21 protein-coding genes and 1 tRNA gene are annotated in these 25,807 nt (G+C 61.7%); 5 read left to right on the plus strand and 17 right to left on the minus strand.

The window, feature by feature from the left end; all coding sequences use genetic code 11:
• Nucleotides 1-442 precede the first annotated feature (442 nt).
• Nucleotides 443-2,695, plus strand: coding sequence for a catalase/peroxidase HPI (katG, locus tag AB6O04_RS13100; RefSeq protein WP_368564454.1), 2,253 nt, complete (start codon nucleotides 443-445; stop codon nucleotides 2,693-2,695).
• A 233-nt stretch (nucleotides 2,696-2,928) separates the two neighbouring features.
• Nucleotides 2,929-3,540: a DUF937 domain-containing protein gene (locus AB6O04_RS13105; RefSeq protein ID WP_368564455.1), complete on the plus strand. Its 612-nt coding sequence runs from the start codon at nucleotides 2,929-2,931 to the stop codon at nucleotides 3,538-3,540.
• 62 nt (nucleotides 3,541-3,602) lie between these two features.
• Here AB6O04_RS13105 and AB6O04_RS13110 read toward each other — a convergent pair whose 3' ends face one another.
• The 8 genes from AB6O04_RS13110 to ffh all read right to left on the minus strand — a co-directional run bounded on the left by AB6O04_RS13110 (nucleotide 3,603) and on the right by ffh (nucleotide 9,096).
• Nucleotides 3,603-4,010 (minus strand): RNA-binding S4 domain-containing protein, encoded by a 408-nt coding sequence (locus AB6O04_RS13110; RefSeq protein WP_368564456.1) that lies wholly within the window; start codon nucleotides 4,008-4,010, stop codon nucleotides 3,603-3,605.
• 33 nt (nucleotides 4,011-4,043) lie between these two features.
• Nucleotides 4,044-4,298: a hypothetical protein gene (locus AB6O04_RS13115; protein ID WP_368564457.1), complete on the minus strand. Its 255-nt coding sequence runs from the start codon at nucleotides 4,296-4,298 to the stop codon at nucleotides 4,044-4,046.
• Between the two features lie 128 nt (nucleotides 4,299-4,426).
• The gene (gene rplS / locus AB6O04_RS13120) at nucleotides 4,427-4,825 is read right to left on the minus strand and encodes a 50S ribosomal protein L19 (RefSeq protein ID WP_368564458.1); all 399 of its coding nucleotides are present in this window, start codon (nucleotides 4,823-4,825) and stop codon (nucleotides 4,427-4,429) included.
• Between the two features lie 172 nt (nucleotides 4,826-4,997).
• Nucleotides 4,998-5,753: a tRNA (guanosine(37)-N1)-methyltransferase TrmD gene (gene trmD / locus AB6O04_RS13125; protein ID WP_368564460.1), complete on the minus strand. Its 756-nt coding sequence runs from the start codon at nucleotides 5,751-5,753 to the stop codon at nucleotides 4,998-5,000.
• 109 nt (nucleotides 5,754-5,862) lie between these two features.
• On the minus strand, nucleotides 5,863-6,390 hold the full coding sequence (gene rimM / locus AB6O04_RS13130; RefSeq protein ID WP_368564461.1) for a ribosome maturation factor RimM: 528 nt from the start codon (nucleotides 6,388-6,390) through the stop codon (nucleotides 5,863-5,865).
• Between the two features lie 38 nt (nucleotides 6,391-6,428).
• Nucleotides 6,429-6,686 carry a 30S ribosomal protein S16 gene (gene rpsP, locus AB6O04_RS13135; RefSeq protein WP_337342173.1) on the minus strand — a complete coding sequence of 86 codons (258 nt, stop codon included), beginning with the start codon at nucleotides 6,684-6,686 and terminating at the stop codon, nucleotides 6,429-6,431.
• A gap of 101 nt (nucleotides 6,687-6,787) precedes the next feature.
• Entirely contained in the window at nucleotides 6,788-7,585 is a 798-nt protein-coding gene (locus AB6O04_RS13140) for an aminotransferase class IV family protein (RefSeq protein WP_368564462.1), read from the minus strand.
• Between the two features lie 137 nt (nucleotides 7,586-7,722).
• Nucleotides 7,723-9,096, minus strand: coding sequence for a signal recognition particle protein (ffh, locus tag AB6O04_RS13145; protein WP_368564463.1), 1,374 nt, complete (start codon nucleotides 9,094-9,096; stop codon nucleotides 7,723-7,725).
• Nucleotides 9,097-9,252: 156 nt separating this feature from the next.
• Between ffh and AB6O04_RS13150 the strand changes: the two genes are divergently transcribed.
• Entirely contained in the window at nucleotides 9,253-10,044 is a 792-nt protein-coding gene (locus tag AB6O04_RS13150; protein WP_368564465.1) for an inner membrane protein YpjD, read from the plus strand.
• A 332-nt stretch (nucleotides 10,045-10,376) separates the two neighbouring features.
• Here AB6O04_RS13150 and radA read toward each other — a convergent pair whose 3' ends face one another.
• Both radA and AB6O04_RS13160 read right to left on the minus strand, forming a co-directional pair.
• On the minus strand, nucleotides 10,377-11,768 hold the full coding sequence (gene radA, locus AB6O04_RS13155; RefSeq protein WP_368564466.1) for a DNA repair protein RadA: 1,392 nt from the start codon (nucleotides 11,766-11,768) through the stop codon (nucleotides 10,377-10,379).
• A 167-nt stretch (nucleotides 11,769-11,935) separates the two neighbouring features.
• Nucleotides 11,936-14,647 carry a GNAT family N-acetyltransferase gene (locus tag AB6O04_RS13160; protein ID WP_368564467.1) on the minus strand — a complete coding sequence of 904 codons (2,712 nt, stop codon included), beginning with the start codon at nucleotides 14,645-14,647 and terminating at the stop codon, nucleotides 11,936-11,938.
• Between the two features lie 146 nt (nucleotides 14,648-14,793).
• Between AB6O04_RS13160 and AB6O04_RS13165 the strand changes: the two genes are divergently transcribed.
• Nucleotides 14,794-15,192 carry a VOC family protein gene (locus tag AB6O04_RS13165; protein ID WP_368564468.1) on the plus strand — a complete coding sequence of 133 codons (399 nt, stop codon included), beginning with the start codon at nucleotides 14,794-14,796 and terminating at the stop codon, nucleotides 15,190-15,192.
• Nucleotides 15,193-15,338: 146 nt separating this feature from the next.
• Here AB6O04_RS13165 and AB6O04_RS13170 read toward each other — a convergent pair whose 3' ends face one another.
• Complete coding sequence (locus AB6O04_RS13170) at nucleotides 15,339-17,159, minus strand: diguanylate cyclase (protein ID WP_368564469.1); 1,821 nt, start codon at nucleotides 17,157-17,159, stop codon at nucleotides 15,339-15,341.
• A 443-nt stretch (nucleotides 17,160-17,602) separates the two neighbouring features.
• Between AB6O04_RS13170 and AB6O04_RS13175 the strand changes: the two genes are divergently transcribed.
• Nucleotides 17,603-18,067, plus strand: coding sequence for a DUF6265 family protein (locus AB6O04_RS13175; RefSeq protein ID WP_368564470.1), 465 nt, complete (start codon nucleotides 17,603-17,605; stop codon nucleotides 18,065-18,067).
• A gap of 136 nt (nucleotides 18,068-18,203) precedes the next feature.
• Here the strand turns inward: AB6O04_RS13175 and AB6O04_RS13180 are convergent.
• The 6 genes from AB6O04_RS13180 to AB6O04_RS13205 all read right to left on the minus strand — a co-directional run bounded on the left by AB6O04_RS13180 (nucleotide 18,204) and on the right by AB6O04_RS13205 (nucleotide 25,764).
• Nucleotides 18,204-18,279, minus strand: a tRNA-Thr gene (locus tag AB6O04_RS13180).
• 66 nt (nucleotides 18,280-18,345) lie between these two features.
• Nucleotides 18,346-19,992 (minus strand): GMC oxidoreductase, encoded by a 1,647-nt coding sequence (locus tag AB6O04_RS13185; protein ID WP_368564471.1) that lies wholly within the window; start codon nucleotides 19,990-19,992, stop codon nucleotides 18,346-18,348.
• Nucleotides 19,993-20,325: 333 nt separating this feature from the next.
• The gene (gene ispH, locus AB6O04_RS13190; protein WP_368564472.1) at nucleotides 20,326-21,276 is read right to left on the minus strand and encodes a 4-hydroxy-3-methylbut-2-enyl diphosphate reductase; all 951 of its coding nucleotides are present in this window, start codon (nucleotides 21,274-21,276) and stop codon (nucleotides 20,326-20,328) included.
• A 54-nt stretch (nucleotides 21,277-21,330) separates the two neighbouring features.
• A complete protein-coding gene (gene lspA / locus AB6O04_RS13195) occupies nucleotides 21,331-21,831 on the minus strand; it encodes a signal peptidase II (protein WP_368564473.1) in 501 nt (166 codons plus the stop codon).
• A gap of 157 nt (nucleotides 21,832-21,988) precedes the next feature.
• Nucleotides 21,989-24,820, minus strand: a complete 2,832-nt coding sequence (gene ileS / locus AB6O04_RS13200) for an isoleucine--tRNA ligase (RefSeq protein ID WP_368564474.1) — start codon at nucleotides 24,818-24,820, stop codon at nucleotides 21,989-21,991.
• Nucleotides 24,817-25,764, minus strand: coding sequence for a bifunctional riboflavin kinase/FAD synthetase (locus tag AB6O04_RS13205; protein WP_368564475.1), 948 nt, complete (start codon nucleotides 25,762-25,764; stop codon nucleotides 24,817-24,819). Before AB6O04_RS13205 ends, ileS begins: the two co-directional genes overlap by 4 nt.
• Nucleotides 25,765-25,807 lie beyond the last annotated feature (43 nt).

Below are 25,807 nucleotides of genomic sequence, written 5' to 3' on the forward strand. Positions count from 1 at the left end.
TAGTAGAGCCAAGCTTGTTACATCCCCTTGGGGGCTCGGCTGCTCTTCTCTTCAGGAGCGGGCAAGCGTGACAGCAGCGGAGCAAGCTCCGCTCTACGAGAAGCGGCATCGCTTTGGGCATGGGCTCGGTTTATGTGATACGAGCCATAGCTTCTCCCTATCAAACGATTCATCACAAACGATTTTCACAAATCGTTCAATAGGACTACGCTGCTTCCACTTTCCTAGGAGCGCGACCAGCCCCCGGAGAAAACAGGTCAGCTCTAGAAGCCGTTCGAACGGATGCCTGTACGCGGAAAACCGAATCGCCAAGAAACGGCGATCCGTTACTGCACGCCTGGCCAGAACGGTTATCCATCGCATCGCATTGGAAAAAGATTCACCGGTACTCGAATCCAGCATTGGATCGAGTTGGATGCAAAACACCAAAAGGAACCGAGTCATGTCATCAGAAGCAAAATGCCCGTTCAAACACAGCGCAGGCGTCGGTCCCTCGAACCGCGACTGGTGGCCAAATCAACTACGGCTTGACCTGCTGCATCAGCACTCGTCCAAATCAGATCCAATGGGCGAAGACTTTGATTACGCCAAGGAGTTCAAGAGCCTCGACCTGGCCGCTTTGAAAAAAGATCTTGCCGCGCTGATGACCGACTCCCAGGACTGGTGGCCGGCGGACTTCGGTCATTACGGCCCGTTGTTCATCCGCATGGCGTGGCACAGCGCGGGTACATACCGCATCGGCGATGGCCGCGGTGGCGGCGGCCGCGGCCAGCAGCGCTTCGCGCCACTCAACAGTTGGCCGGATAACGTCAGCCTGGACAAGGCGCGTCGCCTGCTCTGGCCGATCAAACAGAAATATGGCCGCAAGATTTCCTGGGCCGACCTGATGATCCTCACCGGCAATGTCGCCTTGGAAACGATGGGCTTCAAGACCTTCGGTTTTGCTGGCGGGCGCGAGGACGTGTGGGAACCGGATTTGGATGTGTACTGGGGCCGCGAAACCACGTGGCTGGGTGGCGACATTCGCTACGCCCACGGTTCCGAAGGCGTGGAAAAAGAGAGCGGCGTGCTGGTGACCGACAACGCGGCGGACGGCGATGTGCATACGCGCAACCTGGAGAACCCGCTGGCTGCCGTGCAGATGGGCCTGATCTACGTCAACCCGGAAGGCCCGGACGGCAACCCCGATCCTATCGCTGCTGCGCGTGACATCCGCGAGACCTTTGCGCGCATGGCAATGAACGACGAAGAGACGGTTGCGCTGATCGCCGGCGGCCACAGCTTCGGCAAGACGCATGGCGCGAGCGCCGCTTCTCACGTGGCGGCCGAACCCGAAGCCGGCGACATCGAGGACCAAGGCTTCGGCTGGAAGAACAGCTTTGGCAAGGGTGCGGGCGCCGACACCATCACCAGCGGTCTTGAGGTCACCTGGACCACGACGCCGACGAAGTGGAGCAACGACTTTTTCCAGCACCTGTTCGGCTACGAATGGGAACTGACCAAGAGCCCGGCCGGCGCGCATCAATGGCAGCCCAAAAGTGGTGCGGGTGCCGACACGGTTCCGGATGCGCACGATGGTTCGAAGCGGCGCGCCCCCAATATGCTGACAACGGATCTTTCCCTGCGACTCGACCCGGCGTACGAAAAGATCTCACGGCGTTTTCTGGAGAACCCGGACCAGTTCGCGGACGCTTTCGCCCGCGCGTGGTTCAAGTTGACCCATCGCGATATGGGCCCGCTCGCGCGTTATCTCGGCCCGGAAGTACCTGCCGAAGAGCTTATCTGGCAGGACCCACTTCCCAAGGCCAACCACAAGCCCATCGACGAGCAGGATGTCGCTTCCCTCAAGGAAAAGATCCTGGCTTCGGGCTTGTCTGTTTCCCAATTGGTGTCGGCTGCGTGGGCCTCGGCTTCCACTTTCCGTGGCTCCGACAAGCGCGGTGGTGCCAACGGCGCCCGCGTCCGACTGGCGCCGCAGAAGGACTGGGCGGTCAACCAGCCCGCACAGTTGGCGAACGTGCTGAAGACGCTGGAAGGCATCCAGAACGAGTTCAACAACGCGCAAGCGGGTGACAAGAAAGTGTCCCTCGCCGACTTGATCGTACTGGCCGGTTGTGCCGGCATCGAGCAGGCAGCAAAGAACGCCGGCCATGCGGTGACGGTTCCCTTCTCGCCGGGCCGCACCGACGCCTCGCAAGAACAGACCGATGTGGATTCGTTTGCGCCACTCGAACCCGCCGCAGATGGCTTCCGCAACTATCTCAAGGGCAGGTACGGCGTTCCCGCCGAGGCCCTGCTGATCGACAAAGCACAGTTGCTGACGCTAACCGCGCCGGAGATGACGGTTCTCATTGGCGGCATGCGTGTGTTGAATGCGAATGCCGGTCAATCCCAACATGGCGTGTTCACCAAACGGCCGGAAGCACTTACCAACGACTTCTTCGTGAATCTGCTCGACATGCGCACGGAGTGGAAAGCGGTTCCGGATGACAAGAACGTGTTCGAAGGACGCGACCGCAAAACCGGCGAGCTCAAGTGGACCGGCACCCGGGCCGACCTGGTGTTCGGCTCCAACTCGCAACTCCGCGCCTTGGCTGAAGTCTACGGAAGCTCGGACGCACAGGAGAAGTTCGTCGGTGATTTCGTGGCGACCTGGAACAAGGTGATGAACCTCGATCGCTTTGATCTTGCTTGATTTCTGAGGAAGCAGCGCCCGGGGTTAGGTCGTAGGAAATCGGCTTCCGCTAGTGTTCGAGCCGGGACACTACAGCGAGGCATACAGAGAGCCGCACGCCGTCAAGCGTGCGGCTCTTTCTCGTTGCGGATGTCCGCTGGTCGGCCAGCGGCCGGTACGGGTCGGCGGATGCCGGGATTAGCGCTAGCATGGCCGCTCGCTTCACCCCCAAACGTCCAGGAGGACGGCCGACCATGAGCAACCACGCATCTTTGACAGAACAGCTCGCTACGCAACTTCAAGGCGCCCCGTTGCAACAACTCTCTCAGCAACTCGGTATCGACCAGAATCAGGCCTCCAGTGCGGTCAGCGCCGCCCTACCCCTGCTTATGGGCGCATTGGGCCGCAACAGTGCGCAACCGCAGGGCGCTGAAGCATTGTTCGGAGCATTGCAGCGCAACCACAGTGGCTTGGATATCGGCAGCGTGCTGGGTGCGGTGATGGGTGGTTCCAGCACCCCGCAAACCAACGGCGCCGGCATGCTGGGGCATATTTTCGGCGGCAATCAGCCGCGTGCCGAACAAGGCTTGGCCCAGGCCACCGGTCTTGATGGCGACCGTGCCGGCCAACTGCTGAAGACCCTGGCACCTATCGTGATGGCCTTTCTGGCGCAGCGTATGGCGCAAGGCGGACAAGACGCCTCCGGCCTCAGTCGCACTCTGGGCCAGGAGCAGCAGCAAATCGCACAGCAGGGCGGTGTGGGCGGCGGTCTGCTGGGTGCGGTGCTGGATCAGGATGGTGACGGCCAGCTTGGACTGGGCGACCTATTGAAGATCGGCGGCGGGCTGTTGGGCGGCCGCCGTTGAGCGGACACGACTGAAAGCCCGCGACCGAAGCGCATGCGAATTGCGCTTCGGTCGTTCACTCCCTACATCGCGTCAATGTCGCCCAAGGCGCGAATCAGGCGTCTTGCCCGTTTATCAGGCTTGGACTGCGGTGCCTGGTAGCCGGTGCGCTCGGCGCGACGCTGTGCAGCTGCGGCTTCCCGCTTGATGCGCGAGTCTTCGCTCTCGTGATAAAGCGTCCTCGCAACGGTTGCGGGACCTCGTTGGTCACTGAATGCCGTGACCTGCACTTCGAATATTTCTTCGCCGCGCGCGATCTTCAATTCATCGCCCACCCGGACGCCGCGCGCGGGCTTGGCGCGTTGGCCGCCGATCTCGACCTTCCCCGTCTCCACGGCCTGCTTGGCCAATGCGCGGGTCTTGTAGAAACGTGCGGCCCATAGCCAGATGTCGAGGCGGATGCTGGGCGTGGAAGCGGGAATATCTGTCATGCGGTGTTTGGATTTGCAGTATCGAAATGTGGCTCAGGACGGCGGCTTGCCAACTGGGAGGCGGATTTCGGCGGATTGATCGTAGGCCTGCTGACAGGCCTTGGACATGTGGTAGTCGCGCACCGCTTGCTGCTGTTCCCTACTGGCGTCGACGGATAACGGCTGCGATGCAACAGCGCGCGCCTCATCAGCGCACCAAAGGTGCGGCGCCGGTGGGGAGGCGTCCTGGACATATCCGCCGCTGGCGCAACCTGCGGTGGAGGCAATCAGGGACAGCGTCAAAACCAAGAACATCTTCCTGTGCATGGAGTCAGCTCCGACGATCCGGGTACCGGCAGTTTGCTCCCGCCGGCCGCGGACCACAAACGCAAACGGCCACCCGAAGGTGGCCGTTGCTGCAACACTGAAGACGCCGATTACTTGGCGGCGGCAGCGGCGGCCTGGCGGGCCTGCTTGGCAGCGGCGTTGCCGGCCAGATCTTCCTTGATGCGGGCAGCCTTGCCTTCCAGTTCGCGCAGGTAGTACAGCTTGCCGGCGCGAACCTTGCCGCGGCGCTTCACTTCGACGGAGTCGATGATGTGGCTGTGGGTCTGGAATACACGCTCGACGCCGTAACCGTGCGAGATCTTGCGCACCGTGAAGGCGGAGTTCAGACCCGCGTTCTTCTTCGCGATGACCACGCCTTCATAGGCCTGCACACGCTCGCGGTTGCCTTCCTTAACCTTGACGTTGACGACAACCGTGTCGCCGGGGCCAAACGCAGGCAGCTCACGCTGGATCTGGGCGGCTTCGAATTCCTGGAGGAGATTGCTCATGATGGCACCGTTACTTGTTAGCGTGGTTGTGTCGTTCGACAACAAAAACTAATGCAGTCGCCGAATTGCGCTGCACGATATTCTTATGGGGTCCGGCAGCCAGTCATGGCCTAGGAACCGCGTATATTACCCGATTTCCTGGCTACGTGGCTAGGCTGTAGCTTAATTTTGCCTATTTCTGGCCGCGTTCCCGCCATTCCTGCCGGAACGCTTCCAAGAGAGAGAGATCGGCTTTGGACAACCGCGCCTCGTCCACCAGCTCCGGGCGCCTCAGCCAGGTCCGTCCCAGCGATTGCTGGCGGCGCCAGCGGGCAATGGCGGCATGGTCACCGGACCGCAGCACCGCAGGCACTTCGCCCAGCGCATGGACGCTGGGGTGGGTGTAATGCGGGCAGTCCAGCAAGCCATCGCCTTCGAAGCTGTCCTGAATGGCAGATTCGGCGTCATTCAGGACACCTTCCTGCAGCCGCGCCACCGCGTCGATGACCACCGCGGCCGCCAGTTCACCGCCGGACAACACGTAATCGCCGATCGAAATCTCTTCGTCCACCTCGGCCGCCAACAGGCGTTCGTCCACGCCTTCGTAGCGCCCGCACAGCAGAATCAGGCGCGGACGAGTGGCCAATTCGCGAACCTTCCGCTGGGTGAGCGGCTCGCCTTGCGGGCTCAGGTACACCACCGGCGCCGGCTCCGGGTCGGCCGCACGCGTCGCCGAAAGGCAAGCCAGTAGCGGCTCGATCATCATCACCATGCCGGGGCCACCGCCGAAGGGCCGGTCGTCGACGCGGCGGTAGCCGCCTTCGGCATAGTCGCGTGGATTCCAGCCCTGCAGTGCCAACAGGCCGCGCTCTTGCGCACGTCCGACAACGCCGAAGCCCGCGCACTGCGCGATGAATTCGGGAAACAGGCTGACGACGTCGATGCGCATGGCTGGAGGGTAGTAAAGGGGAAAGGGTGAATAGTGAAGGGTAAAAGCAGGTGCTGCATTTTCTCTGCACTATTTACTCTTAACTATTCACCCTTTGCCATTTACCGCTTCAAAAATCCGGGTCCCAATCGACGGTGACGACACCCGCGTCGAAGTCCACCGATTTGACGAATTCGGGCTCGACGAATGGGATCAATCGTTCGCGTTCGCCGCGCGCCACCAGCACATCGTTGGCGCCGGTGGAGAACAAGTGCGAGACATGGCCGAAGTCGGTGCCGTCCGCATTCATTACCCGCAGCCCCTCCAAATCCACCCAGTAAAACTCGCCGGGTTTGGGCGGAGGCAGCGCCGAACGTGGCACGTGGATTTCGGTCCCGCGCAATGCTTCCACCGCATCGCGGTCTTCCACGCCCGGGAACGTCGCAACCAGATGCTTGCCCGAGTCCTTGCCGCGCGCACCGCTTAGTTCGCGCTCGTCGCCAGCCGGATCGCGCAGCGTCCAGGGTTGGTAGCGAAAGATCGCATCGCGCGGTTCGGTCCAGGATTCGATCTTTATTTGGCCGCGCACACCAAAAGCGCCCACTACCCGCCCCAACAGAATCGTTTTCTGCTGGACGGTGGGGCGCTCGGTACTCATTTCGCTTGAAGGATGCGCCGCCGCAACGGCGCAACCGTTTAGGCCGAAACCTGAGTCTTGGCCGCTTCCTTGTACAGGCTGCGGACTTTCTCGGTGAGCTGGGCGCCATTGCCTACCCAATGATCGACGCGGGCGATGTCCAGCTCGACGCGCTTTTCGTTGCCGGCGGCGACCGGGTTGTAATAACCCACGCGCTCGATGTTGCGGCCGTCGCGCGCGCTGCGCGAGTCGGTGACGATGATGTGGTAGAAGGGACGCTTCTTCGCGCCGCCACGGGTGAGACGGATCTTGACCATTTGCTTGTTTTCCAGTGTTGCCCAGTCGCCAGAATGGCGAGGTAAGCCGAGCATTCTAAGCCATTGAATGCTTGAAGGAAACCGGGGTATGCGCCTTGTTTCTAGCTGATCACCTGCCAGGGCTGGCTGGCCAAGGCAGCCTTCAGCTGCGCCATCAGCGTCTCATCGGTGCCGAAGACGACCCCGTCGATGCCCAGCACCGGTTGGATTCCGCTGGCATTGGCGGCGAAAGCGGCGCGAAACCCCTTCGCCTCCCTCAGCGTCACCCGGCGCTGCTGCTGTGCCACCCCTAGATGGTTCAAGCCAGCCTGAAGCAGTTGTTCAGCTACGCCGCGCAGGGCGGGCGCTTCCGGCCAGACCACGTTCGCGCCGTCCCAAAAGCCAATATTCCAGATCGAACCTTCCGAAACTGCGCCGTCCGGGGTGACGAATAGTGCATCGTCGTACCCCGCCTGGATTGCCAGGCGCCTGTAATGGAACAAAGGAAACGTGCCCACGTGTTTGACGTGCGGCAATGGACGCACGAAAGGGTACGACTTCAGTTGTAACGCTGGCTTGTCCGAGCTTGCAGGCGGCGACAGCGACACCAGCAGGTCAGGAAGAAACGCGCCAGTGGGGTGCCGATAGTCGAAGCCGCGAGCGAACACGGTCAGGCGGAGCGAGCAATCCGGTTCGCCAGCGTCTAGCGCAATGCGCAGATTGTCCAGGATGCGTGCTGCTGGCAGGTCGCTGTCGAACAATTCGCGCGTAGCGCTTTGCAATCGACGCAGATGCAAGTCCAGGCCCTGCACGGCGCCACCGCGCACTTGCATCGACGTGAAATGACCGTAGTTGGTCAGCGCCAATGCGCGCAGATCATCAGCGCTGGCAGGGTGACCGTTGAGGAAGGCGATGGACATGGGGTGAGCAACGTCTCCGATGTGCGATCTCAGCTTTGCCTATAGGAATGATGTCGGCACGTCAGCAACATCGGACTGCGACGGCTAGTTAGACATCAAATCGCGACTTACGTCGTTCCTACATGAGCCGGTGCGGATCAACGGAACGGCATGCCGCCGCGCGCGCCACCCATCATGCCCTTCATGCCGCGCATCAGCCCTTTCATTCCGCCACCGGCCAATTTGCCCATCATTTTCTCCATCTGCTGATACTGCTTCATCAGCTTGTTGACGTCCGCTGGCGTGGTGCCGGAACCCCGCGCGATGCGGGCGCGGCGGGAGCCGTTGAGCAACGCCGGGTTGCGACGCTCCTTCTTGGTCATGGAATTGATGATGGCGACCATGCGCGGCACTTCTTTTCCTGCCGCCACCTGCTGCTTCACATGGTCGGGAATCTGTCCCATGCCGGGCAGCTTGTCCATCAGGCCGCTCAGGCCGCCCATATTTTGCATTTGCTCCAGCTGGTCGCGCATGTCGTTGAGGTCGAACTTCTTGCCCTTGGCGACCTTGGCCGCCAGCTTGGCCGCCTTTTCCTGGTCGACGTTTTGTTCGACCTGCTCCACCAGCGACAGCACGTCGCCCATGTCCAAGATTCGGTTGGCCAGGCGCTCGGGATGGAATACGTCCAGACCGTCGGTTTTTTCGCCCACACCGATGAACTTGATCGGCTTGCCGGTGATGTAGCGCACCGAAAGCGCCGCGCCGCCACGCGCATCGCCGTCGGTCTTGGTCAGCACCACACCTGTCAGCGGCAAAGCCTCGGAGAACGCTTTGGCCGTGTTGGCGGCATCTTGTCCCGTCATCGCGTCGACCACGAACAACGTCTCGACCGGCTTGACCGCTGCGTGCAGCGCCTTGATCTCGGCCATCATCGCTTCGTCGATCGCCAGACGGCCGGCGGTGTCGACGATCAACACGTCGGCGAAGGACTTGCGGGCGTCTTCGATAGCGGCGCGCACGATGTCTTCCGGCTTCTGGCCGGCGTCGGACGGGAAGAACAGCACGTCCACCTGCTGGGCCAGCGTCTTGAGCTGCTCGATGGCGGCCGGACGGTAGACGTCGGCGCTGACCACCATCACTTTCTTCTTGCGGCGTTCCTTCAGGTGCTTGGCCAGCTTGGCCGCGGTGGTGGTCTTGCCCGCACCCTGCAGGCCTGCCATCAGGATCACCGCCGGTGCCGGAACGTTGAGGTTCAGGTCGCTGGCGCTGGAGCCCATCACCGTGGTCAGCTCGTCGCGGACGATCTTGATCAGCGCCTGGCCCGGGGTCAGGCTTTTCAGGACCTCTTGGCCGACGGCCCGTACTTTGATGCGTTCGATCAGCGCCTGAACCACCGGCAGCGCCACATCGGCCTCAAGCAGCGCGATGCGCACTTCGCGGGTGGCTTCGCGGATGTTTTCCTCGCTCAGGCGGCCGCGGCCGCGCAGGCGCTCGATGGTGCCGGAAAGACGCTGGGTGAGGGATTCGAACATGGAGGTGTACTGCGGACGGTAAACGGGCACGGATTATAGCCCGGCGGCACGAAGGAGCCTTCCGGAACGGACAGCAAGGCTGACGAAGGAGCCTGGGCGGGCTCGTACCGGCTTGGCACCCGTTGAAGGGCAATGCCGATATGCGACACTTCTGCGATGACAATAATTCTCATCGCGGTAGCGCTCTATCTCCTGGCGACGGGGCTGCTGATCCGGTCCGTGATCCGGGACAGCGGGAACAGGTCGCGCCTGTGGCTATTGCCCGCGTTGGCGGCGGTGCTGCTGCACGGCGGCTATCACCTGTGGGTTGCGTGGGGAACGTCAGGCGGGCCCGACATGCACTTTTTCGCCGCGCTCTCGCTGGTCAGCCTGGGGATGGCGGCCATGACGTCGGTCGTGGGCGCGCAGGGTCGCATGGCGGCCGTGGGCGTCGTCGCTTTTCCGTTGGCGGCACTGCTTCTGTTCACGTATCACGCCAATGGCCATGTTCCCGCTCCCGCCTTGGATTGGCGTTTGCAATTGCATGCCTGGCTGGCGCTACTGGCCTACGCCACGCTGGCTATCGCGGCGTTGCTGGCGGTGATGCTGTGGGCACAGGAACGGGCGCTGCGCAGGCGCGAATTCCATGCATGGCTGCGTGCCCTGCCCCCGCTGACCGAACTGGAAGATCTGCTGTTTCGCACCATCGCGGTCGGTTTCGCGTTGCTTACGGTGACGTTGTTGACCGGCATCTTGTTCGTCGAGAATTTCTTCGCGCAGCACTTGGCGCACAAGACCGTACTGAGCATCCTTTCCTGGCTGGCGTTCGGCGCCTTGCTGGTGGGCCGCTGGCGCTACGGCTGGCGCGGTGGCAAAGCGGTGGGCTGGACGCTGGCGGCGATGACGCTGTTGGTGCTGGCGTTCTTCGGTAGCAAGTTCGTGCTTGAGTTGGTGCTGCAGCGGGGATGACACCAACTCGTAGAGCGGAGCTGCGCCCGGCGATAGGTCCGAATCAGTGGCAATGAGGCCGTCGCAACGGCAGGCGATAAGGAACAACCGTCTGTCGTAGAGCGGAGCTTGCTCCGCTGCTCTTAGCGCATCGGCTCCGGAAGCGCCCGGGATTTCATGGTTCAGGATGAAAAGCAGCGGAGCAAGCTCCGCTCTACGAGAAGCACTTCTAAGTGGCTATTCGCTACCACCTGCCGTTGCGACGGCCCCATTGCTACTGACGCCGAACTATCGCGAGGCGCAGCTCCGCTCTACGAGAAGCGCTTTTAAGCGGCTATTCGCTATCCGTGGCCCTACTCCGCTGCCGCCTCCAACGCCTGGGACAGCCGCTCCACCGCCACTACTTCCAACCCCTTGAACGCACCCGACTTTGGCGCATTGCCTTTGGGCACGATGGCGCGCTTGAAACCGTGGGTCGCGGCTTCGCGCAGGCGCTCCTCGCCGTTGGGTACTGGGCGGATTTCGCCGGAGAGGCCCACTTCGCCGAATGCGACGGTCTTGTCCGCCAAAGGTCGGTCGCGCAACGATGACAGCACCGCCAGCAATACCGGCAGATCGGCCGCGGTTTCCTGCACGCGGATGCCGCCGACGACATTGACGAACACGTCCTGGTCACCGACCACCACGCCACCATGCCGATGCAGCACGGCAAGCAGCATGGCCAGGCGGTTCTGTTCCAGGCCAACCGCCACGCGGCGTGGGTTGGACAAGGGTGACGAATCGACCAATGCCTGCACTTCCACCATCAACGGACGCGTGCCTTCGCGCGTCACCAGCACACAGCTGCCGGGTTGCTGCGTGCTGCCGCCCGACAGGAAGATAGCCGAGGGATTGGGCACTTCCTTCAGCCCTTTCTCGCCCATGGCGAAAACGCCGAGTTCGTTCACTGCCCCGAAGCGATTCTTGAACGCCCGCAATATCCGGAAGCGGCTGCCGCTTTCGCCTTCGAAATACAACACCGCGTCGACCATGTGTTCCAGCACGCGTGGACCCGCGATGCCGCCTTCCTTGGTCACGTGGCCGACCAGGAATACAGCGGTGCCTGTTTCCTTCGCGTAGCGCACCAGGCGGGCCGCGCTCTCGCGCACCTGGCTGACCGACCCGGGCGCGGCGGTCAACGATTCGGTCCACAGCGTCTGCACCGAATCGGCCACGATCAGCTTGGGACGGGTGGCAACCGCCTGGTCCAGTATCTTCTCGATGCCGGTTTCGGCCAATGCCTGCAAGTCATCCAGCGGCAGCCCAAGCCGCACAGCGCGTCCGGCCACCTGCGCCAGCGATTCCTCACCGGTCACATACAACGCTGGGAAATTCGCCGACATCGCCGCTAACGCCTGCAGCAGCAAAGTGGATTTGCCGATGCCTGGATCGCCACCCACCAATACCACCGCGCCTTCCACCAGGCCGCCGCCGAGCACGCGGTCGAATTCGCCGATGCCTGTGGAAACGCGCGCTTCTTCACTATGGCGCACATCTTTCAGCGCCGTGATCTTCGGCGCGTCCGCTTTACCCGCCCAACCCGAACGGCGTGCCGCCGGCGGTGCGCTACCGGCCGCCTCCAACACGATTTCCGAAAGTGAATTCCATGCACCGCATTCGCCGCACTGGCCTTGCCATTTGTTGAAATCGGCGCCGCATTCGCCACAGACATAGGCAATCTTGGTCGCCGTCTTACTCTTGGCCATAAGTTTCCATCGTGCTTGACGGCGTACAGAATAGCCGCGTCACGTCGCAGCTGGCGAGACACAGGCGTTCAGGCCGGCAAGAGGCGCTAGTGCCGCAGATGTAACGGGAACGAAGCGAGAATCGGATCAAGCTTGGCTTGCCGAGCGAAGAAAAAGACATCCCGCTGCTATAAACCATTCGCCGCATCACCCTCACGGATCGACAGCACGACATCCACAAGCAAAGAATCATCCGGATCGGGCACGACACGAAAACCGAACTGCTGGCACATCGCCAGCATGGTGCGGTTTTCGCGCAGCACCTGCCCTTCGATGACCCGCAGCCCCAGCCAGCGCGCATATTCGATCATGATCTGCATCAGCTGCCAGCCGATCCCCTGCCCTTTGAGATCGGAGCGCACCAGGATGCCGTATTCACCGCGATCATAGTCGGCGTCGGCATGCAAACGTACCGCGCCCAGCATCTCACCGCTCTCAGGATCAATGGCGACTAAGGCGATAGAACGCGCGTAGTCCATCTGTGTCAGTCGGGCGATGAACTCATGACTGAAATGCCGCACCGCCTGGAAGAAACGCAGGCGCAGATCTTCCTCGGTCACCTTCGCAAAGAATTCGCGGAACATCGCGTCGTCTTCCGGACGCACCGGGCGGACGAATGCCGGATGGCCGTCGGCGCGAATGATCGTTCTTTCCCATTCCTTTGGATACGGCAGGATGGCGAAACGCGAATGACTGCGGCCTTTGTGCAGGCGGCGCGGCTTGGAAATCGCCACGCGAGCATCCACGGCAACGACGCCATGCTTATCCGCCAGCAGCGGATTGATATCCAGCTCGCGAATTTCCGGAATATCCGCCGCCAATTGCGCCAACTTGACCAGCACCAGCGCCACCGCGCGTTCGTCCGCGGCAGGCATGTCGCGGTAGGCCTTCAGCAACCGCGAGACGCGAGTGCGCGCGATCTGCTCGTGCGCCAGCCGCAAATCCAGCGGCGGTAGCGCCAACGCTTTGTCGTCGATGATTTCGACCGCCGTGCCGCCGCGCCCGAATACGATCACCGGGCCGAAAGTCGGATCATCCGCGATGCCCACGATCAGCTCCCGCGCCTTCGGCCGTACCACCATCGGCTGCACCACCACGCCTTCTATGCGTGCCTCCGGCTTGAGCGTGCGTGCCCGGGACAGAATGGATTCGGCGGCCGTGCGCACGGCCTGTTCGCTGACCAGGTTCAGCCGCACGCCGTCGACATCGGATTTGTGCGCGATGTCCGGCGACAGCACCTTTACCGCCACTGCCTCACCGCCCGCCAGCAACGGTGAAGCCGCCCGCACTGCGGCATCGGGGCCATCCACCACCGTCACCGGGACAACCGGAATCCCATAGGCTTCCAACAACCGCACGGTCGCCAGTGGATCCAGCCAGGTCTGTCCGGCGGCGAGCGCTTCAGCCACGATGGTCTGCGCTGTGGCAACGTCGACACTGAAATCCTCGGGCAAGCTGGGCGGTGTTTCGATCAATGCCTGCTGCGCCTCCCGATAGCGCACCAGATGCATGAATCCGCGTACCGCATCGGCTTCCGTTGGATAGCTGGGTATCCGCGCCGCGTTGAGCGTCTCGATCGCGCCGTCGTCACCCAGCCAGACTGCGAACACAGGTTTGCCGCCGGAATGCCGGGGACGTTCGCCCGTCACGCGCGTCAAGGCTTGTGCCGTTTCGATGGAAGAGGAAAGCGCGGTGGGCACGTTGACCACCAGCACGGCATCATTATCCGAGTCGGTCAACACTGCCTCCAACGCGGCCTCGTAATGAGTGTTGTCGGTATCGCCAACGATGTCGATTGGATTGGAACGCGACCAGGCCGCTGGCAGCATCTTGTCGAGGCGGCGCACCGTTTCGTCCGACAGTGTCGCCAGGGTGCCGCCGAGGTCGACAAGGCGATCGGCTGCCAATGCGCCCACTCCACCGCCGTTGGTGACGATCGCCAGCCGACGCCCCGGAAACGTGCTGAGCCGGTGCAAGGTTTCGGCTGCCGCAAACAGCTCGTCCAACGCCATGACTCGCAGCAGGCCCGCACGCCGGAACGCCGCATCGTAGACCGAATCAGGACGTGCCAACGCGGAGGTATGGGTGAACGTCTCGCCTTTCACTGGCATATGGCGCCCGGACTTGACCACGACGACGGGTTTGGCGCGCGCGGCGGCGCGGGCAGCGGACATGAACTTGCGCGCGTCCTTGATCGATTCGACGTACAGCAGAATCGCGCGCGTTCGCGAATCGGTGGCGAAGAAATCGAGCAAGTCGCCGAAGTCGACATCCAGCGAACCGCCTAGCGACACTGCCGCGGAAAAACCAATGGAACGCGCCATGCCCCATTCGACGAGTCCAGCGGCGATCGCGCCGGACTGCGAAATCAGCGCCAGGTCGCCAGGCGGCGGACAACGTGCCGCGATGCTGGCATTCAATGCTGCGCCCGGTGCCATGATGCCGAAACTGCCCGGCCCGACGATCCGGAGGCTTCTGGAACGCGCAAGCGCTTCGAGTTCTTCGGCGATGGAGCCCCGCCCTTCACCCAGCCCCCCGGTTAGTACCACTGCCGCGGAAACGCCCTTGTCGGCGGCGGCGCGGATAGTGTCCGGCAGCACCCGCGGAGGCGCGGTGATTACCATCAGTTCGGGCGTCCATGGCAAATCGCCGATCCGCGATACCGCCTTGACGCCATCGATCTCGCGGTAACGCGGGTTGACCAGGCCGATTGGCCCGGCAAATCCACCTTCGCGCAAATTTCGCAGCACGATGCGGCCCACCGAACGTTCACGCGGGCTGCCGCCGACAATCGCCACCGACTCCGGCTGGAAGACCGACTGCAGTCGATATGTGCTCATCTTGGGCCTGTTACGGTGTGCGCCAAAGATACACCGCTGTGCCGCCATTGCCATCAGCCATAGCAGACTCAGCAGCGGAACGACGCAGCTACCAGCTCTACACGGCCTTCATGCCCGCTGACCTAACGTGAACTTGAAATGGAACCATGTGCGAGGTCTTCCACGTGCATCGCAGCAGGCTCGGGCAAATCATCATCGATTGCCAGGTCACCGACCTTGATACCGCCGCCCACTTTTGGTCATCGGCCCTGGGACACGAGTGCCAACACCTCAAGGACCCGGCAGATGCGCACTATCGACAACTGGTCACCGAGGAAGGGCAGCTGTGCATTCTGCTGCAGGCGGTGGATCACCCAAGTCGCGTGCATCTGGATATCGAATCCACCGATGTCGAAGCCGAAGTACAGCGACTGGAAGCACTAGGCGCTCGTCGTGTCCAACAAATCCGTACGTGGTGGATCATGGAAGCGCCGACCGGGCACCGGTTCTGCGTTGTCCGCCAGCAACGTTCCGGCCTGGAGGAGCATGGTCATCCATGGCAATAAAACATCGAAGAGGGTGCGTCCCTGTAGGAGCGGCGTCCCGCCGCGAGCTCTTCCCGTCAGATCGCGACAGAAGCAAAATCTCGCGCCAAGGGTGGCGCTCCTACAAACCTATCGGGAAGCGGTGCGCAGGCGGACACAATCGCGACTCACGTCGCCCCAACAGTGAGGCTTCCCTTCCCCGCCTCAATGACCCTGTACCCGTTCCGGCCTCCCTCTTTTGCGGCATAGAGGGCATCGTCCGCACCCACCATCAAATCTTCCGCGACAACGTTCCCGGCAGCAAACGCCACTCCGATGCTGGTAGTGACCGTCAATCTTGCCACCCCTATCTCAACAGGCTCTCTCATCGCTTCGAGTATCTTGGCGGCGATCGCTTCAGCGGCCTGAATCCGCGTGACGTCTTCCATGAGGATGACGAACTCGTCCCCACCAAGCCGAACCACCAAGTCCGTGGTTCGAACGTTTGACGTAAGGCGTTGCGCAAACGTCTGAATCACCCTGTCTCCGGCCGCATGGCCGTATGTGTCGTTGATTCGCTTGAAATGGTCGATATCCAAATACATCAGCGCCACCGGCCTTCCACTGCGCTCAAGCCGCGCAAGCGCCAACGGCAGACGCTGCTCAAGTTGCCGGCGATTGGCCACGCCGGTCAACGCGTCCACTTGACTCAAGCGCTCCAGCTCACGCCGGCTCGCCTCCAATGCCTCTTCAGCCGCCACCCTGTGGCTGATGTCACGCCCCGCGAGTATCAGATCCATTTCACCGATCTGTTGCTCGCTGGGTATGGGGCTCATGATGACTTCCATCCATATGTGGTGGCCGTCCTTGTGGCGTACGCGATACCTGAGCGTCTGCGGCTCTCCCAAGGTCAGCACCTCCGTCATGGCAGCCCGCTGCCTTGCGCGGTCGGCGGGATGAACCAGATCCCAGCGCTGGCCCAGCATTTCCGACGGCTGCCAACCGAGTGTGTCGATCGATGACGGCGATACATAAACACGCTCGCCATCCGCCTTGAGCCGCACGATAAGATCCCCGGAGTAATCTGCAAGCAATCGATACCTGCGCTCGCTCTCGCGCATGCGGGTGTTAAGGCGGTCTCGTTCGGCCATGGCCAGGACCACGGGAATCGTCATCAGGCAGCCGCCAGCGATATACAACTGAAGCAGCGCAATTCGCCCTGCAGTACCGATGTCTTGCAAGAGCCACAAGGGACCATGGCCCGCTGACGTGAGGGCGCTACCGATGGTCGCCAAGAGAATGACGCCCCCCGCCACGCCGAGGAACCGGTGCCGGAAGGCGCCTAGCAGCAGCGGCGGATAGGTCATGAATAGCAAAGGATAGTCAGCTAGAAATACCGCCACGCCAACCGCTGCGATGAGCAACATGCTAATCGCAAAGCTGAGTCGCTTGCCTGACGGCGCGAGGGCGCGGAACCCCTGCCGGTGAATGGCAAGGGTTGTCGTTGCGATGATTACCATTCCGACAACGTGCGCAGCGTACCAACCGATAAAGTTCGCCCAGAACGGACTGTCGTAGATAAACCAAGTCACGGTTGATGCGAGTGAGCCCGACAGAGCGCACGCCACCAGTGTGCTGGCTGTCGCAACGCCACCTAGGCTAACCCAGTGCTTAGGGTCGCCCACATCGGGAACTTTGTAGCGAACAGCGCCCGCGACCGTAAGCACCTCAATGAGATCGCAAAGGCTTATCAACAGGGCCGAGAGCCCGGAGCCACCGGCGAGAAGCTGGGCAGCACTATTCGCCAAGAGGCCGGTAACGATATACGCAGGCCAGGCGGACGTCGGCTTGGAAAGCAGCCAACCCGTGAATATGCCGTTGCCAATCCAGATCGCAGCGAGCTCGCCCGGCCCCTTCGCCAACGTCAGGGACAACCATGCAGTGGCCCCTATCAAGAAACCCATCGTGAGATGGTCTACCCACGGGCGCGCTGGCAACTTGGTTGGCATTCAGTAGGTCCGCCGCTGGAAGCCCCCGAATAGTAGGCCAATCGCCTGCTGTTATGAACCTCGATCAAGCGCGCGTGAGTAGCCCCGAGAGAAAGAAGACGCAAACAACACAACACCGTGACGGGCAGAAGGGCAACCATCACATTTTCCCGCACCACACGGCATTCTGCGAAGCCTCCAGCAAAAGCGAGTTATTTTTCAGACCTTCCCAGGAGAAATCCTCGATACGTTTCTTGAGATGCGCAAGAACGCATGCTTAGACATTAAAAATGATCCAGGCCATGTCTCGGCCCAACTATCGAGCCGACTGACGCCGCGATCTGCCGCGCCGACCGACAACCATAGCCAACGGCGCATGTTCAACGAAGCCGCCGTCCAAAGCAATTCCGACTTCGATAGCGGTTACGATGCACGCCAGCACCCGCGACGTACTCAGGACAGCCATGCGTCAGATACTCCTGCTTGCCGCGCTGTTGATCAGCGCCCCATCCGCTTCACTGCAAGCCGAAGAAACAGCCACGCAGCTGCGGCAGATGGCTTGGCTAGCCGGCACCTGGAAACGCGTCGAGCTGCCCGATGGCCAGAGCGGCTATGAACGATGGACGTACGACGACGCACAGGGTTTCGTCGGAATTGGAGTGACCGAGCGCAACGGCAAGACTACATTCGAGGAAAAGCTGCGTATCGTACCGAAGGACGGCACCGTCTATTACGTAGCCGATGTTCCGGAAAATGCGCAACCGGTTTACTTCAAACTAACCAAACTCAGCGAAACCGAATTCTCATTCGAAAACCCCACGCACGATTTCCCACAAAAGATCGCCTATAGAAAAGACGGCTCACACTTGCACGTCAAAGTGTTCGCCGGCGAAAAAGCCGAGCAATTCGAATTCGAACGCCAGCGTTGAGGCAATCAGCGCTGACGATAAACGAGGCAACCGTTCAGCGGCGGCAACATGAGGATGCACGCCACTCACACCCGGCATTGCCCGCCACGGAACCCTGCAAAAACAAAGCCCCGCATCAGCGGGGCCTTGTCTAACCTGGTGCCGGAAATAGGAATCGAACCTACGACCTACGCATTACGAATGCGCCGCTCTACCAACTGAGCTATTCCGGCGGGGCTGCAGATTCTAGGCGTCGCGCGGGGTGTGGTCAATTCGGAGCGTCCGTGAACGGGCGGGATTCATAGCAAAGGCCGCAGGTGGTCGGCCAGGCGCAGGCTCATGGATACCAGGGTGAACGTGGGAAACGCCCATCCGCCGGTGGGAAATACGGAGCTGCCCGCGACATAGAGGTTGCTCATGCCGTGGACGCGGGAATTGAGGTCCACTACGCCCTGACTGGGGTGTTCCGCCATGCGCGTGGTGCCTATGTGGTGGGCGGTTCCTTGGATCTGCGGGCTCTCGTCGCGTCCGTTGGCCAGCCACGGCTGGAGTTCGAATCGGCCGTTGCAGGCCCGCGCCAATTCGGAGCCGAACATTGACGCGGCCGTCCGATAGGTATGCCAGTCCAGTGGGGTCAGCCGCCAATCGATGCGCACCTTGCGCTGGCCCAGCGCATCGGTTTCTTGCCCTAGCGTTATGCGGCTGTCCGGATTGGGGGCTTGCTCGAAAAAGCCCACTACGTCGACGCGTTCGGTTTCCACCAGGGGTTTTCCGGCCCGCTTCCGCAGCATGGCTCGGGCGACATCGCCGAATCCTCCGCCAAGATCCAGAGCCAGCGAGCCCATTGTGCGTGCTGCCGGCTGCGGCGCACCGCAGCCCGCCATGCCGGGTGTGCCGGTATGTATCTTCCCTTCCAAGGCCATCGAATCATCGCGCGAGGGTTTACGCATGGCTTTACGCAAATCACGCAGGGCCCTCACTCCCCGAGGGACCGGACCCTCGACGGCGATCGGCCGAACGCGGCTGCTCAATAGTCGGTGCCCGCGCTGCGCGGGCTCGGACAAACAGAGTTCGGGAAAAGCAGGTGCAACGCCTTTTCCGCCTTTTCGGTTATAGGCCCACGTTACCTGCTCTGAAGCGCCAGTAGTCAGGGTGCCCAGGATTCCGCTGGGGTGATCCATGAAATAGCGCCCGACCAGATCGCGGTCGTTACCCAATCCTGCCTTCGCGACCGAATCCGAAAGCAGCAACAATCGTGCGTTTTCTATTCCACCGCTCGCCAGAACGTACTGCTTTGCACGCACGGTTCCGCGCTGTCCGTGAAGCGAGGAAACCTGCACTTGCCGAACACTCCGCGCGTCGGGGCAGCTCTCCAGTTGCAGTGCATTGACGTGCAGGAACACTTGGATGTTGGGCGCACGCCTCAGGTCTTCACCGTAGGTTTCGGCAAAGTAGACCGGGCTGAGAACGAAATTGCGATTGACCAGCTTGTCTTCGTCGAATGACGGCGGCTTTCGTGCAGGAGCCGTATGGAAAGAGCCTTCGCCGAAATCATGTCCGTCGATCCTCAATAGCGAACGGGCACGGGAATAGAAAGGTTGCAGTTGCTCGTAACTCAGTGGCCAACCGCTATGCGGCACCCATTCACGGCATTCAAAATCAAGATGGGATAGCGGGATGCAACCGCCACCCCACACATTGGTGCTGCCGCCGAAAGCGCGTAAACGGCAAGCCGCGGCATTGAAGGGGGCCTGGCCAACCGAAGTTCCTTCGCACAGCATCTGGCTGTTTGCTTCCGCATTCATCCCTCCGCTTTCCAGCACGCACACGGTCACGGAGGTGTTCAGGAACTCCCGCGCTATGGTGATTCCCGCCGGGCCGGCGCCAATAATGCAAAGATCGACTTCGATCTCCGAAAACGGATCGTTTCGATAGTCGAATATCACCCCGCCTCCTGTTCGAATAGCCGAGTTATTCGGACCAGACCTTACTAGAGACGAAAAAGCCGGCAATGGCCGGCCAACAAAACAGAACAGATGAACGGAGTGGACATGCCGCAGCTATCGCGCTGTCCGTACCCCTGCTAGAACATTTTCGAATCAATGTTTATAGTGGGAGGTTGTTTCGTCACCCCCGCGAAGGCGGGGGCCCAGCGACTTGGCCGCGATCTGGACGGTTCTCAACAGCCGAATGGCTGGTCAAGTCGCTGGGTCCCCGCCTTCGCGGGGACGACGGCGCGGCAACTATCTGGGCCAAAAACGCGCCAGAACCAAGCCCGGTCAACTCACCAACCGCAACCGCAGCTCCTTGGGCAGCGCGAAGACCATATTTTCCGGCTCGCCTTCCAACTCGCCGACGCCGCTGGCGCCCAGTTCCCGCAGGCGCTGGATGACGCCGTCTATCAGCACGTCAGGGGCAGAGGCACCGGCGGTTACACCGATACGCTGTTTGCCCACGACCCAGACCGGGTCGATTTCCTGTGCGCCGTCGATCAGGTAAGACTCCACGCCATCGCGCTCGGCCAGCTCACGCAGGCGATTGGAGTTGGAACTGTTGGGCGAACCGACCACCAGGACCAGATCGCACTGCTTGGCCAGATCGCGCACGGCATCCTGCCGGTTCTGAGTGGCGTAGCAGATGTCGTCGTTCTTGGGCCCCTGCATCTTCGGGAACTTGTCCTGCAGCGCCCGGATAATACCCACCGTATCGTCCACCGACAGCGTGGTCTGGGTGGTATAGGCCAGGTTTTCCGGCTGGCCGACTTGCAGCGAGGCGACTTGATCGATGTCCTCGACCAGATAGATGTGCCCGGTGCCGCCCTCGGCACTCCATTGGCCCATGGTGCCTTCGACTTCCGGGTGGCCGGCATGCCCGATCAGCACTACGTCACGGCCGGCTCGGCAATGGCGGGCGACTTCGAAGTGCACTTTGGTTACCAACGGACAGGTGGCGTCGAACACCTTCAGACCGCGCTGATCGGCTTCCTTCCGAACCGCCTGGGAAACACCATGCGCACTGAAGATCACGGTGGCGCCATCCGGCACTTCGTCCAACTCTTCCACGAAGATCGCGCCGCGCTGCTTTAGATCGTCCACCACAAACCGGTTGTGCACCACTTCATGGCGCACATAGATGGGCGCGCCCAGCGTCTCGATGGCGCGCTTGACGATTTCGATGGCACGGTCGACGCCGGCGCAGAAACCGCGGGGATTGGCGAGCAAGACTTTCATAAATGGACCGTCCGGTCAGGCGGGTTCTTCAACAAGGACGTTGGCACGCCATTATCACGCTTTCTTACTACGCTTGCCGTCAAACAGCCCGAACAGCGCAATACCGACGGCGCCGGCCACGATGGCGGAATCGGCCAGGTTGAAGGCGGGCCAATAATGATCGCGCCAGTGCCATTGAATGAAATCGATCACGTGGCCATGCATCAGCCGGTCGATGACGTTGCCCAAAGCCCCGCCAACCACCAGCGAGTACGGTAGCGCCTGGCGCCAGTCACCCCGGGCGGCACGCGAGAGCCAGAACGTCAGCAACCCGCTGATCCCCACCGCCAAACCAGTAAAGAACCATATCTGCCAGCCCCCCGCGTCACTCAGGAAACTGAATGCAGCGCCGGTGTTGTAGGTGCGATACCAATTCCAGAAGCCCTCGATCACGGGGATCGCGGTGTACTCCGGTAGGTCGCGCAGCACCCAGGCTTTCGACCATTGGTCCAATGCGATGACGACCACCGACAGGATCAGCCAGATCAGCGCATTGGGTTTTGGATGTTTCGACATGAATGCCTTTGTTTTTAATCCTTCTCCCTCTGGGAGAAGAGCCTGCCCCGTACCTGATACGGGGTGCCCGAAGGGGATGAGGGAATGGACTATCGGATCACGGAAAGCGTGCTACGGAATGCGAACAGATCACTCTCTCAGGCGAAGACAGCAAAGCCTAGAACCATTTCCGATCCTCTCCCTGTCCGTCCACATTGCTCACGCAGCGCCCGCACAATTCCGGATGCTCCGCATGCGCACCGACATCAGCGCGATGATGCCAGCAGCGCACGCACTTGGTCTTCTTGGTCGGTTCGGCCAGGACAAAGACTTCGTCCGCATCTACCGGCGTTACCGTGACGTCGCCGCTGATGAAAAGAAAACGCAGTTCTTCGGCCAGCGGCTGCCACTTGGCGGCCGTCGCGGCGTTGACGGAAATTGCGATCTCCGCTTCCAACGCGGCGCCGATCAATCCGTTGGCGCGCATCGGCTCCAGCACCTTGGAAACCTGTTCGCGCAAGGCCAGCAGCTGGTCGAAATCTTGCGCAGACAGCGCACCATCCGTCGGCATCGGCGCCAGACCGTCGTACCACGTCGCGAACAGCACGTTGCCGACGTGTTTGCCCGGCAGATAATTCCACATTTCGTCTGCGGTGAAGCTGAGTACCGGCGCGATCCAACGTACGAACGCCTCGGCGATGTGGTACATCGCACTCTGCGCCGAGCGGCGGCCGCGCGAATCCCCGCGCATGGTGTACAGACGATCCTTGGTGACGTCCAGGTACAACGAACCCAAATCCACACTGCAGAAGTTCAACAGCGCCTGCACGATCTCGGCGAAATCGTAGCGCTCATAAGCCGCGGTGATCTTCTGCTGGGTTTCCCAGGCGCGGTGCACGATCCAGCGGTCCAGCGCCACCATGTCTTCCAACGGGCATAGATCGCGCGCGGGCTCGAAGCCATGCAGGTTGCCCAACAGGAAGCGCGCGGTGTTGCGCAGGCGGCGATAGGCGTCGGCGTTGCGTTTCAGGATTTCCTGCGACAGCGACATCTCGTTGCTGTAGTCGGCCGAGGCGATCCACAGGCGCAGGATATCCGCACCCAGGTTCTTCATGATGTCTTGCGGTTCGATGCCGTTGCCCAGCGACTTGGACATCTTGCGGCCGTGCTCGTCCACGGTGAAGCCGTGGGTCAGGCACTGCTTGTACGGTGCTCGCTTGTCGATGGCCACGCCGGTGAGCAGCGACGACTGGAACCAACCGCGGTGCTGATCCGAACCTTCCAGATACAGGTCGGCCGGCTTGCCCAGGCCGCGTTCCAGCAGTACGCCCTCGTGGGTGATGCCGGAATCGAACCAGACGTCCAGGATATCGGTGATCTTGTCGTAGTCAGCGGCTTCGGCGCCCAACAGATCAGCCGTGTCCAGCGTGTACCAGACGTCCACGCCACCCTGCTCCACGCGATCCGCGACGGCATGCATCAGTTCCACGCTGCGTGGATGCGGCTCGCCGGTTTCGCGATGCACGAACAACGCGATCGGCACACCCCAGGTGCGCTGGCGCGAGATGGTCCAATCCGGGCGGCCTTCCACCATTCCGGCGATGCGTGCCTGGCCCCATTGCGGGAACCAGCCTACGTGCTTGATCGCTTCCAACGCATCGGCGCGCAGGTTGGCCTGCTCCATCGAGATGAACCATTGCGGCGTGGCACGGAATGCAATCGGAGTCTTGTGGCGCCAGCAGTGCGGATAGCTGTGCTCGAACTTGGCGAACGCCAGCAACGAGCCGTTCTCGCGCAGTACGTCGACCAGTACATCGTTCGCTTTCCAGATATGCAGGCCGGCCAGTTCGACACCATTCGCAGGCGGGGTCGAAGGCAGATAGACGCCACGGCCATCCACCGGGTTGAGCTGCGCCGCTGTGTATTTATCGAGCAGGCCATATTGCTTGCCCACTACATAGTCGTCCTGGCCGTGGCCGGGCGCGGTGTGGACGGCGCCGGTGCCGTCTTCGGCCGACACGTGATCGCCCAGCACGATGGGAATGTCGCGTTCGGAATAGAACGGATGCGCGAGCATCTGATTTTCCAACGCAGTGCCGCTGACGCGCGCATGCACGACCGCTTCCTGCACGCCATAGCGTTGCAGCGCACGCGCCGCGAGCGCATCGGCAAGAATCAGCCAGCGGCGATGTCCGTCATGCAGTGGACCTTCGACGAGTGCATATTCCAGGTCGCCGCCTAACGACACCGCCAGCGAAGCCGGGAGCGTCCAGGGCGTGGTGGTCCAGATCGGCAATGCGATGTCCACGCCCGCCGGCAACTCCACACCGAAGATACGCGCCAGCGCCTGGCTATCGCGCGCTGTGTAGGCAACATCGACGGCGGGTGAAACCTTGTCCTGGTATTCGATCTCCGCTTCGGCCAATGCCGAACCGCAGTCGAAACACCAATGCACCGGCTTCACGCCGCGCGTCAGGTGACCATTGGCGACGACCTTGGCCAGCGCACGGATCTCGTTCGCTTCGAACCGGAAGTCCAGCGTTTTATACGGATTTTCCCAATCGCCTATAACACCCAGGCGCTTGAAGTCCTTGCGCTGGATGTCGATCTGTCCGTTGGCGTATTCGCGGCACTTTTGCCGGAACTCCACCGCATCCAGTTTCACGCCGACCTTGCCGTACTTTTTCTCGATGGCAATTTCGATAGGCAAGCCGTGGCAATCCCAGCCTGGAATGTAGGGCGCATCAAAACCGGCCAGGTATTTGGACTTGACGATAATGTCCTTGAGGATCTTGTTGACCGCGTGGCCCAAGTGGATCGCGCCATTGGCGTAGGGCGGACCGTCGTGCAGCACGAACAGCGGGCGGCCCTTGGCGTTGTCACGCAGCTGCGCGTACAAGCCATCGGCTTCCCAGCGCGCCAGTGTGTCCGGCTCGCGCTTGGGCAGGTCGCCGCGCATCGGGAATTCCGTTGCGGGCAGATTTAGTGTGGCTTTGTAATCCTGAGTCACGCCGTCGCTCGTTGTTTTTCTGCGGTAAGGAGACGACGCGCAGTTTCGGCGTCGCGTTGCATCTGCTCGGTAAGGCTGGGCAGATCGGGGAACTTCAATTCTTCGCGCAGTTTTGCGACGAATTCGACTTCGATATGGCGGCCGTACAAATCGCCATCGAAATCGAAGAGGTGTGCTTCCAGTAGCGGCTCCACGCCATCCACGGTAGGCCGGGTGCCGAAGCTGGACACCGAAGGCCACGGATGGTCGCCCACACCATGCACCCAGGTGGCATAGATGCCGGACAACGCCGGTGTTTTCGGGAAGCGCAAATTGGCGGTTGGGAAGCCCAGCGTGCGGCCTAGTTGTTTGCCTCGCACCACACGTCCGCTGATCGCGTAGGGTCGACCCAACAACCGCGCCGCGCCCGAGAAATCGCCGTTGCGCAGCGCCTCGCGGATGCGGGTGCTGGAGACGCGTTCGTCCTGCACGTGCACCGGTTCGATTTCGCCGGCAGTGAAACCCAGGTCGCTGCCCATTCGCTGCAAAAGCGCCAGATCGCCGCCACGGCGATGGCCGAACCGGAACTCGGGACCAATCCAGACTTCCCGCGCATTCAAGCGCTTCACCAGCACGGTCCTGACGAACTCTTCCGCACTCATCGCAGACAGTGCGGCGTTGAAACGCAGCAAACCCACCCAATCCGCGCCCAGTGCGTGAAGCCCTTCGACTTTGGCACGCGCCAGCGTCAGGCGCGGCGGCGGATTCTCTTTGGCGAAGAATTCCCGCGGCAGCGGTTCGAAAGTCAGCGCCGCCGCAGCGACCCCGCATTCACGCGCACGCGTAACCGCATGGCGCACCAGCGCGCGGTGACCCGAATGGAGGCCATCGAAGGCGCCGATGCAGACCACGCTTCCCTGCGGACACAAAGGCCCGCCATCGACGTCACGAAACAGCCTGCTCATAGATGCTTGGTTGGTTTACGACCGGAAACGGCCTGACCGATGC

The organism is Pseudoxanthomonas sp. UTMC 1351, assembly GCF_040948865.1.
In the GTDB taxonomy this organism is placed as follows: Bacteria; Pseudomonadota; Gammaproteobacteria; order Xanthomonadales; family Xanthomonadaceae; genus Pseudoxanthomonas_A.

Coding starts and splice junctions, on each gene's coding strand:
- katG (WP_368564454.1), top strand. CDS start 443: ATGTCATCAGAAGCAAAATGCCCGTTCAAACACAGCGCAGGCGTCGGT.
- AB6O04_RS13105 (WP_368564455.1), top strand. CDS start 2,929: ATGAGCAACCACGCATCTTTGACAGAACAGCTCGCTACGCAACTTCAA.
- AB6O04_RS13110 (WP_368564456.1), bottom strand. CDS start 4,010: ATGACAGATATTCCCGCTTCCACGCCCAGCATCCGCCTCGACATCTGG.
- rplS (WP_368564458.1), bottom strand. CDS start 4,825: ATGAGCAATCTCCTCCAGGAATTCGAAGCCGCCCAGATCCAGCGTGAG.
- trmD (WP_368564460.1), bottom strand. CDS start 5,753: ATGCGCATCGACGTCGTCAGCCTGTTTCCCGAATTCATCGCGCAGTGC.
- rimM (WP_368564461.1), bottom strand. CDS start 6,390: ATGAGTACCGAGCGCCCCACCGTCCAGCAGAAAACGATTCTGTTGGGG.
- rpsP (WP_337342173.1), bottom strand. CDS start 6,686: ATGGTCAAGATCCGTCTCACCCGTGGCGGCGCGAAGAAGCGTCCCTTC.
- AB6O04_RS13140 (WP_368564462.1), bottom strand. CDS start 7,585: ATGTCCATCGCCTTCCTCAACGGTCACCCTGCCAGCGCTGATGATCTG.
- ffh (WP_368564463.1), bottom strand. CDS start 9,096: ATGTTCGAATCCCTCACCCAGCGTCTTTCCGGCACCATCGAGCGCCTG.
- AB6O04_RS13150 (WP_368564465.1), top strand. CDS start 9,253: ATGACAATAATTCTCATCGCGGTAGCGCTCTATCTCCTGGCGACGGGG.
- radA (WP_368564466.1), bottom strand. CDS start 11,768: ATGGCCAAGAGTAAGACGGCGACCAAGATTGCCTATGTCTGTGGCGAA.
- AB6O04_RS13160 (WP_368564467.1), bottom strand. CDS start 14,647: ATGAGCACATATCGACTGCAGTCGGTCTTCCAGCCGGAGTCGGTGGCG.
- AB6O04_RS13165 (WP_368564468.1), top strand. CDS start 14,794: ATGTGCGAGGTCTTCCACGTGCATCGCAGCAGGCTCGGGCAAATCATC.
- AB6O04_RS13170 (WP_368564469.1), bottom strand. CDS start 17,159: ATGCCAACCAAGTTGCCAGCGCGCCCGTGGGTAGACCATCTCACGATG.
- AB6O04_RS13175 (WP_368564470.1), top strand. CDS start 17,603: ATGCGTCAGATACTCCTGCTTGCCGCGCTGTTGATCAGCGCCCCATCC.
- ispH (WP_368564472.1), bottom strand. CDS start 21,276: ATGAAAGTCTTGCTCGCCAATCCCCGCGGTTTCTGCGCCGGCGTCGAC.
- lspA (WP_368564473.1), bottom strand. CDS start 21,831: ATGTCGAAACATCCAAAACCCAATGCGCTGATCTGGCTGATCCTGTCG.
- AB6O04_RS13205 (WP_368564475.1), bottom strand. CDS start 25,764: ATGAGCAGGCTGTTTCGTGACGTCGATGGCGGGCCTTTGTGTCCGCAG.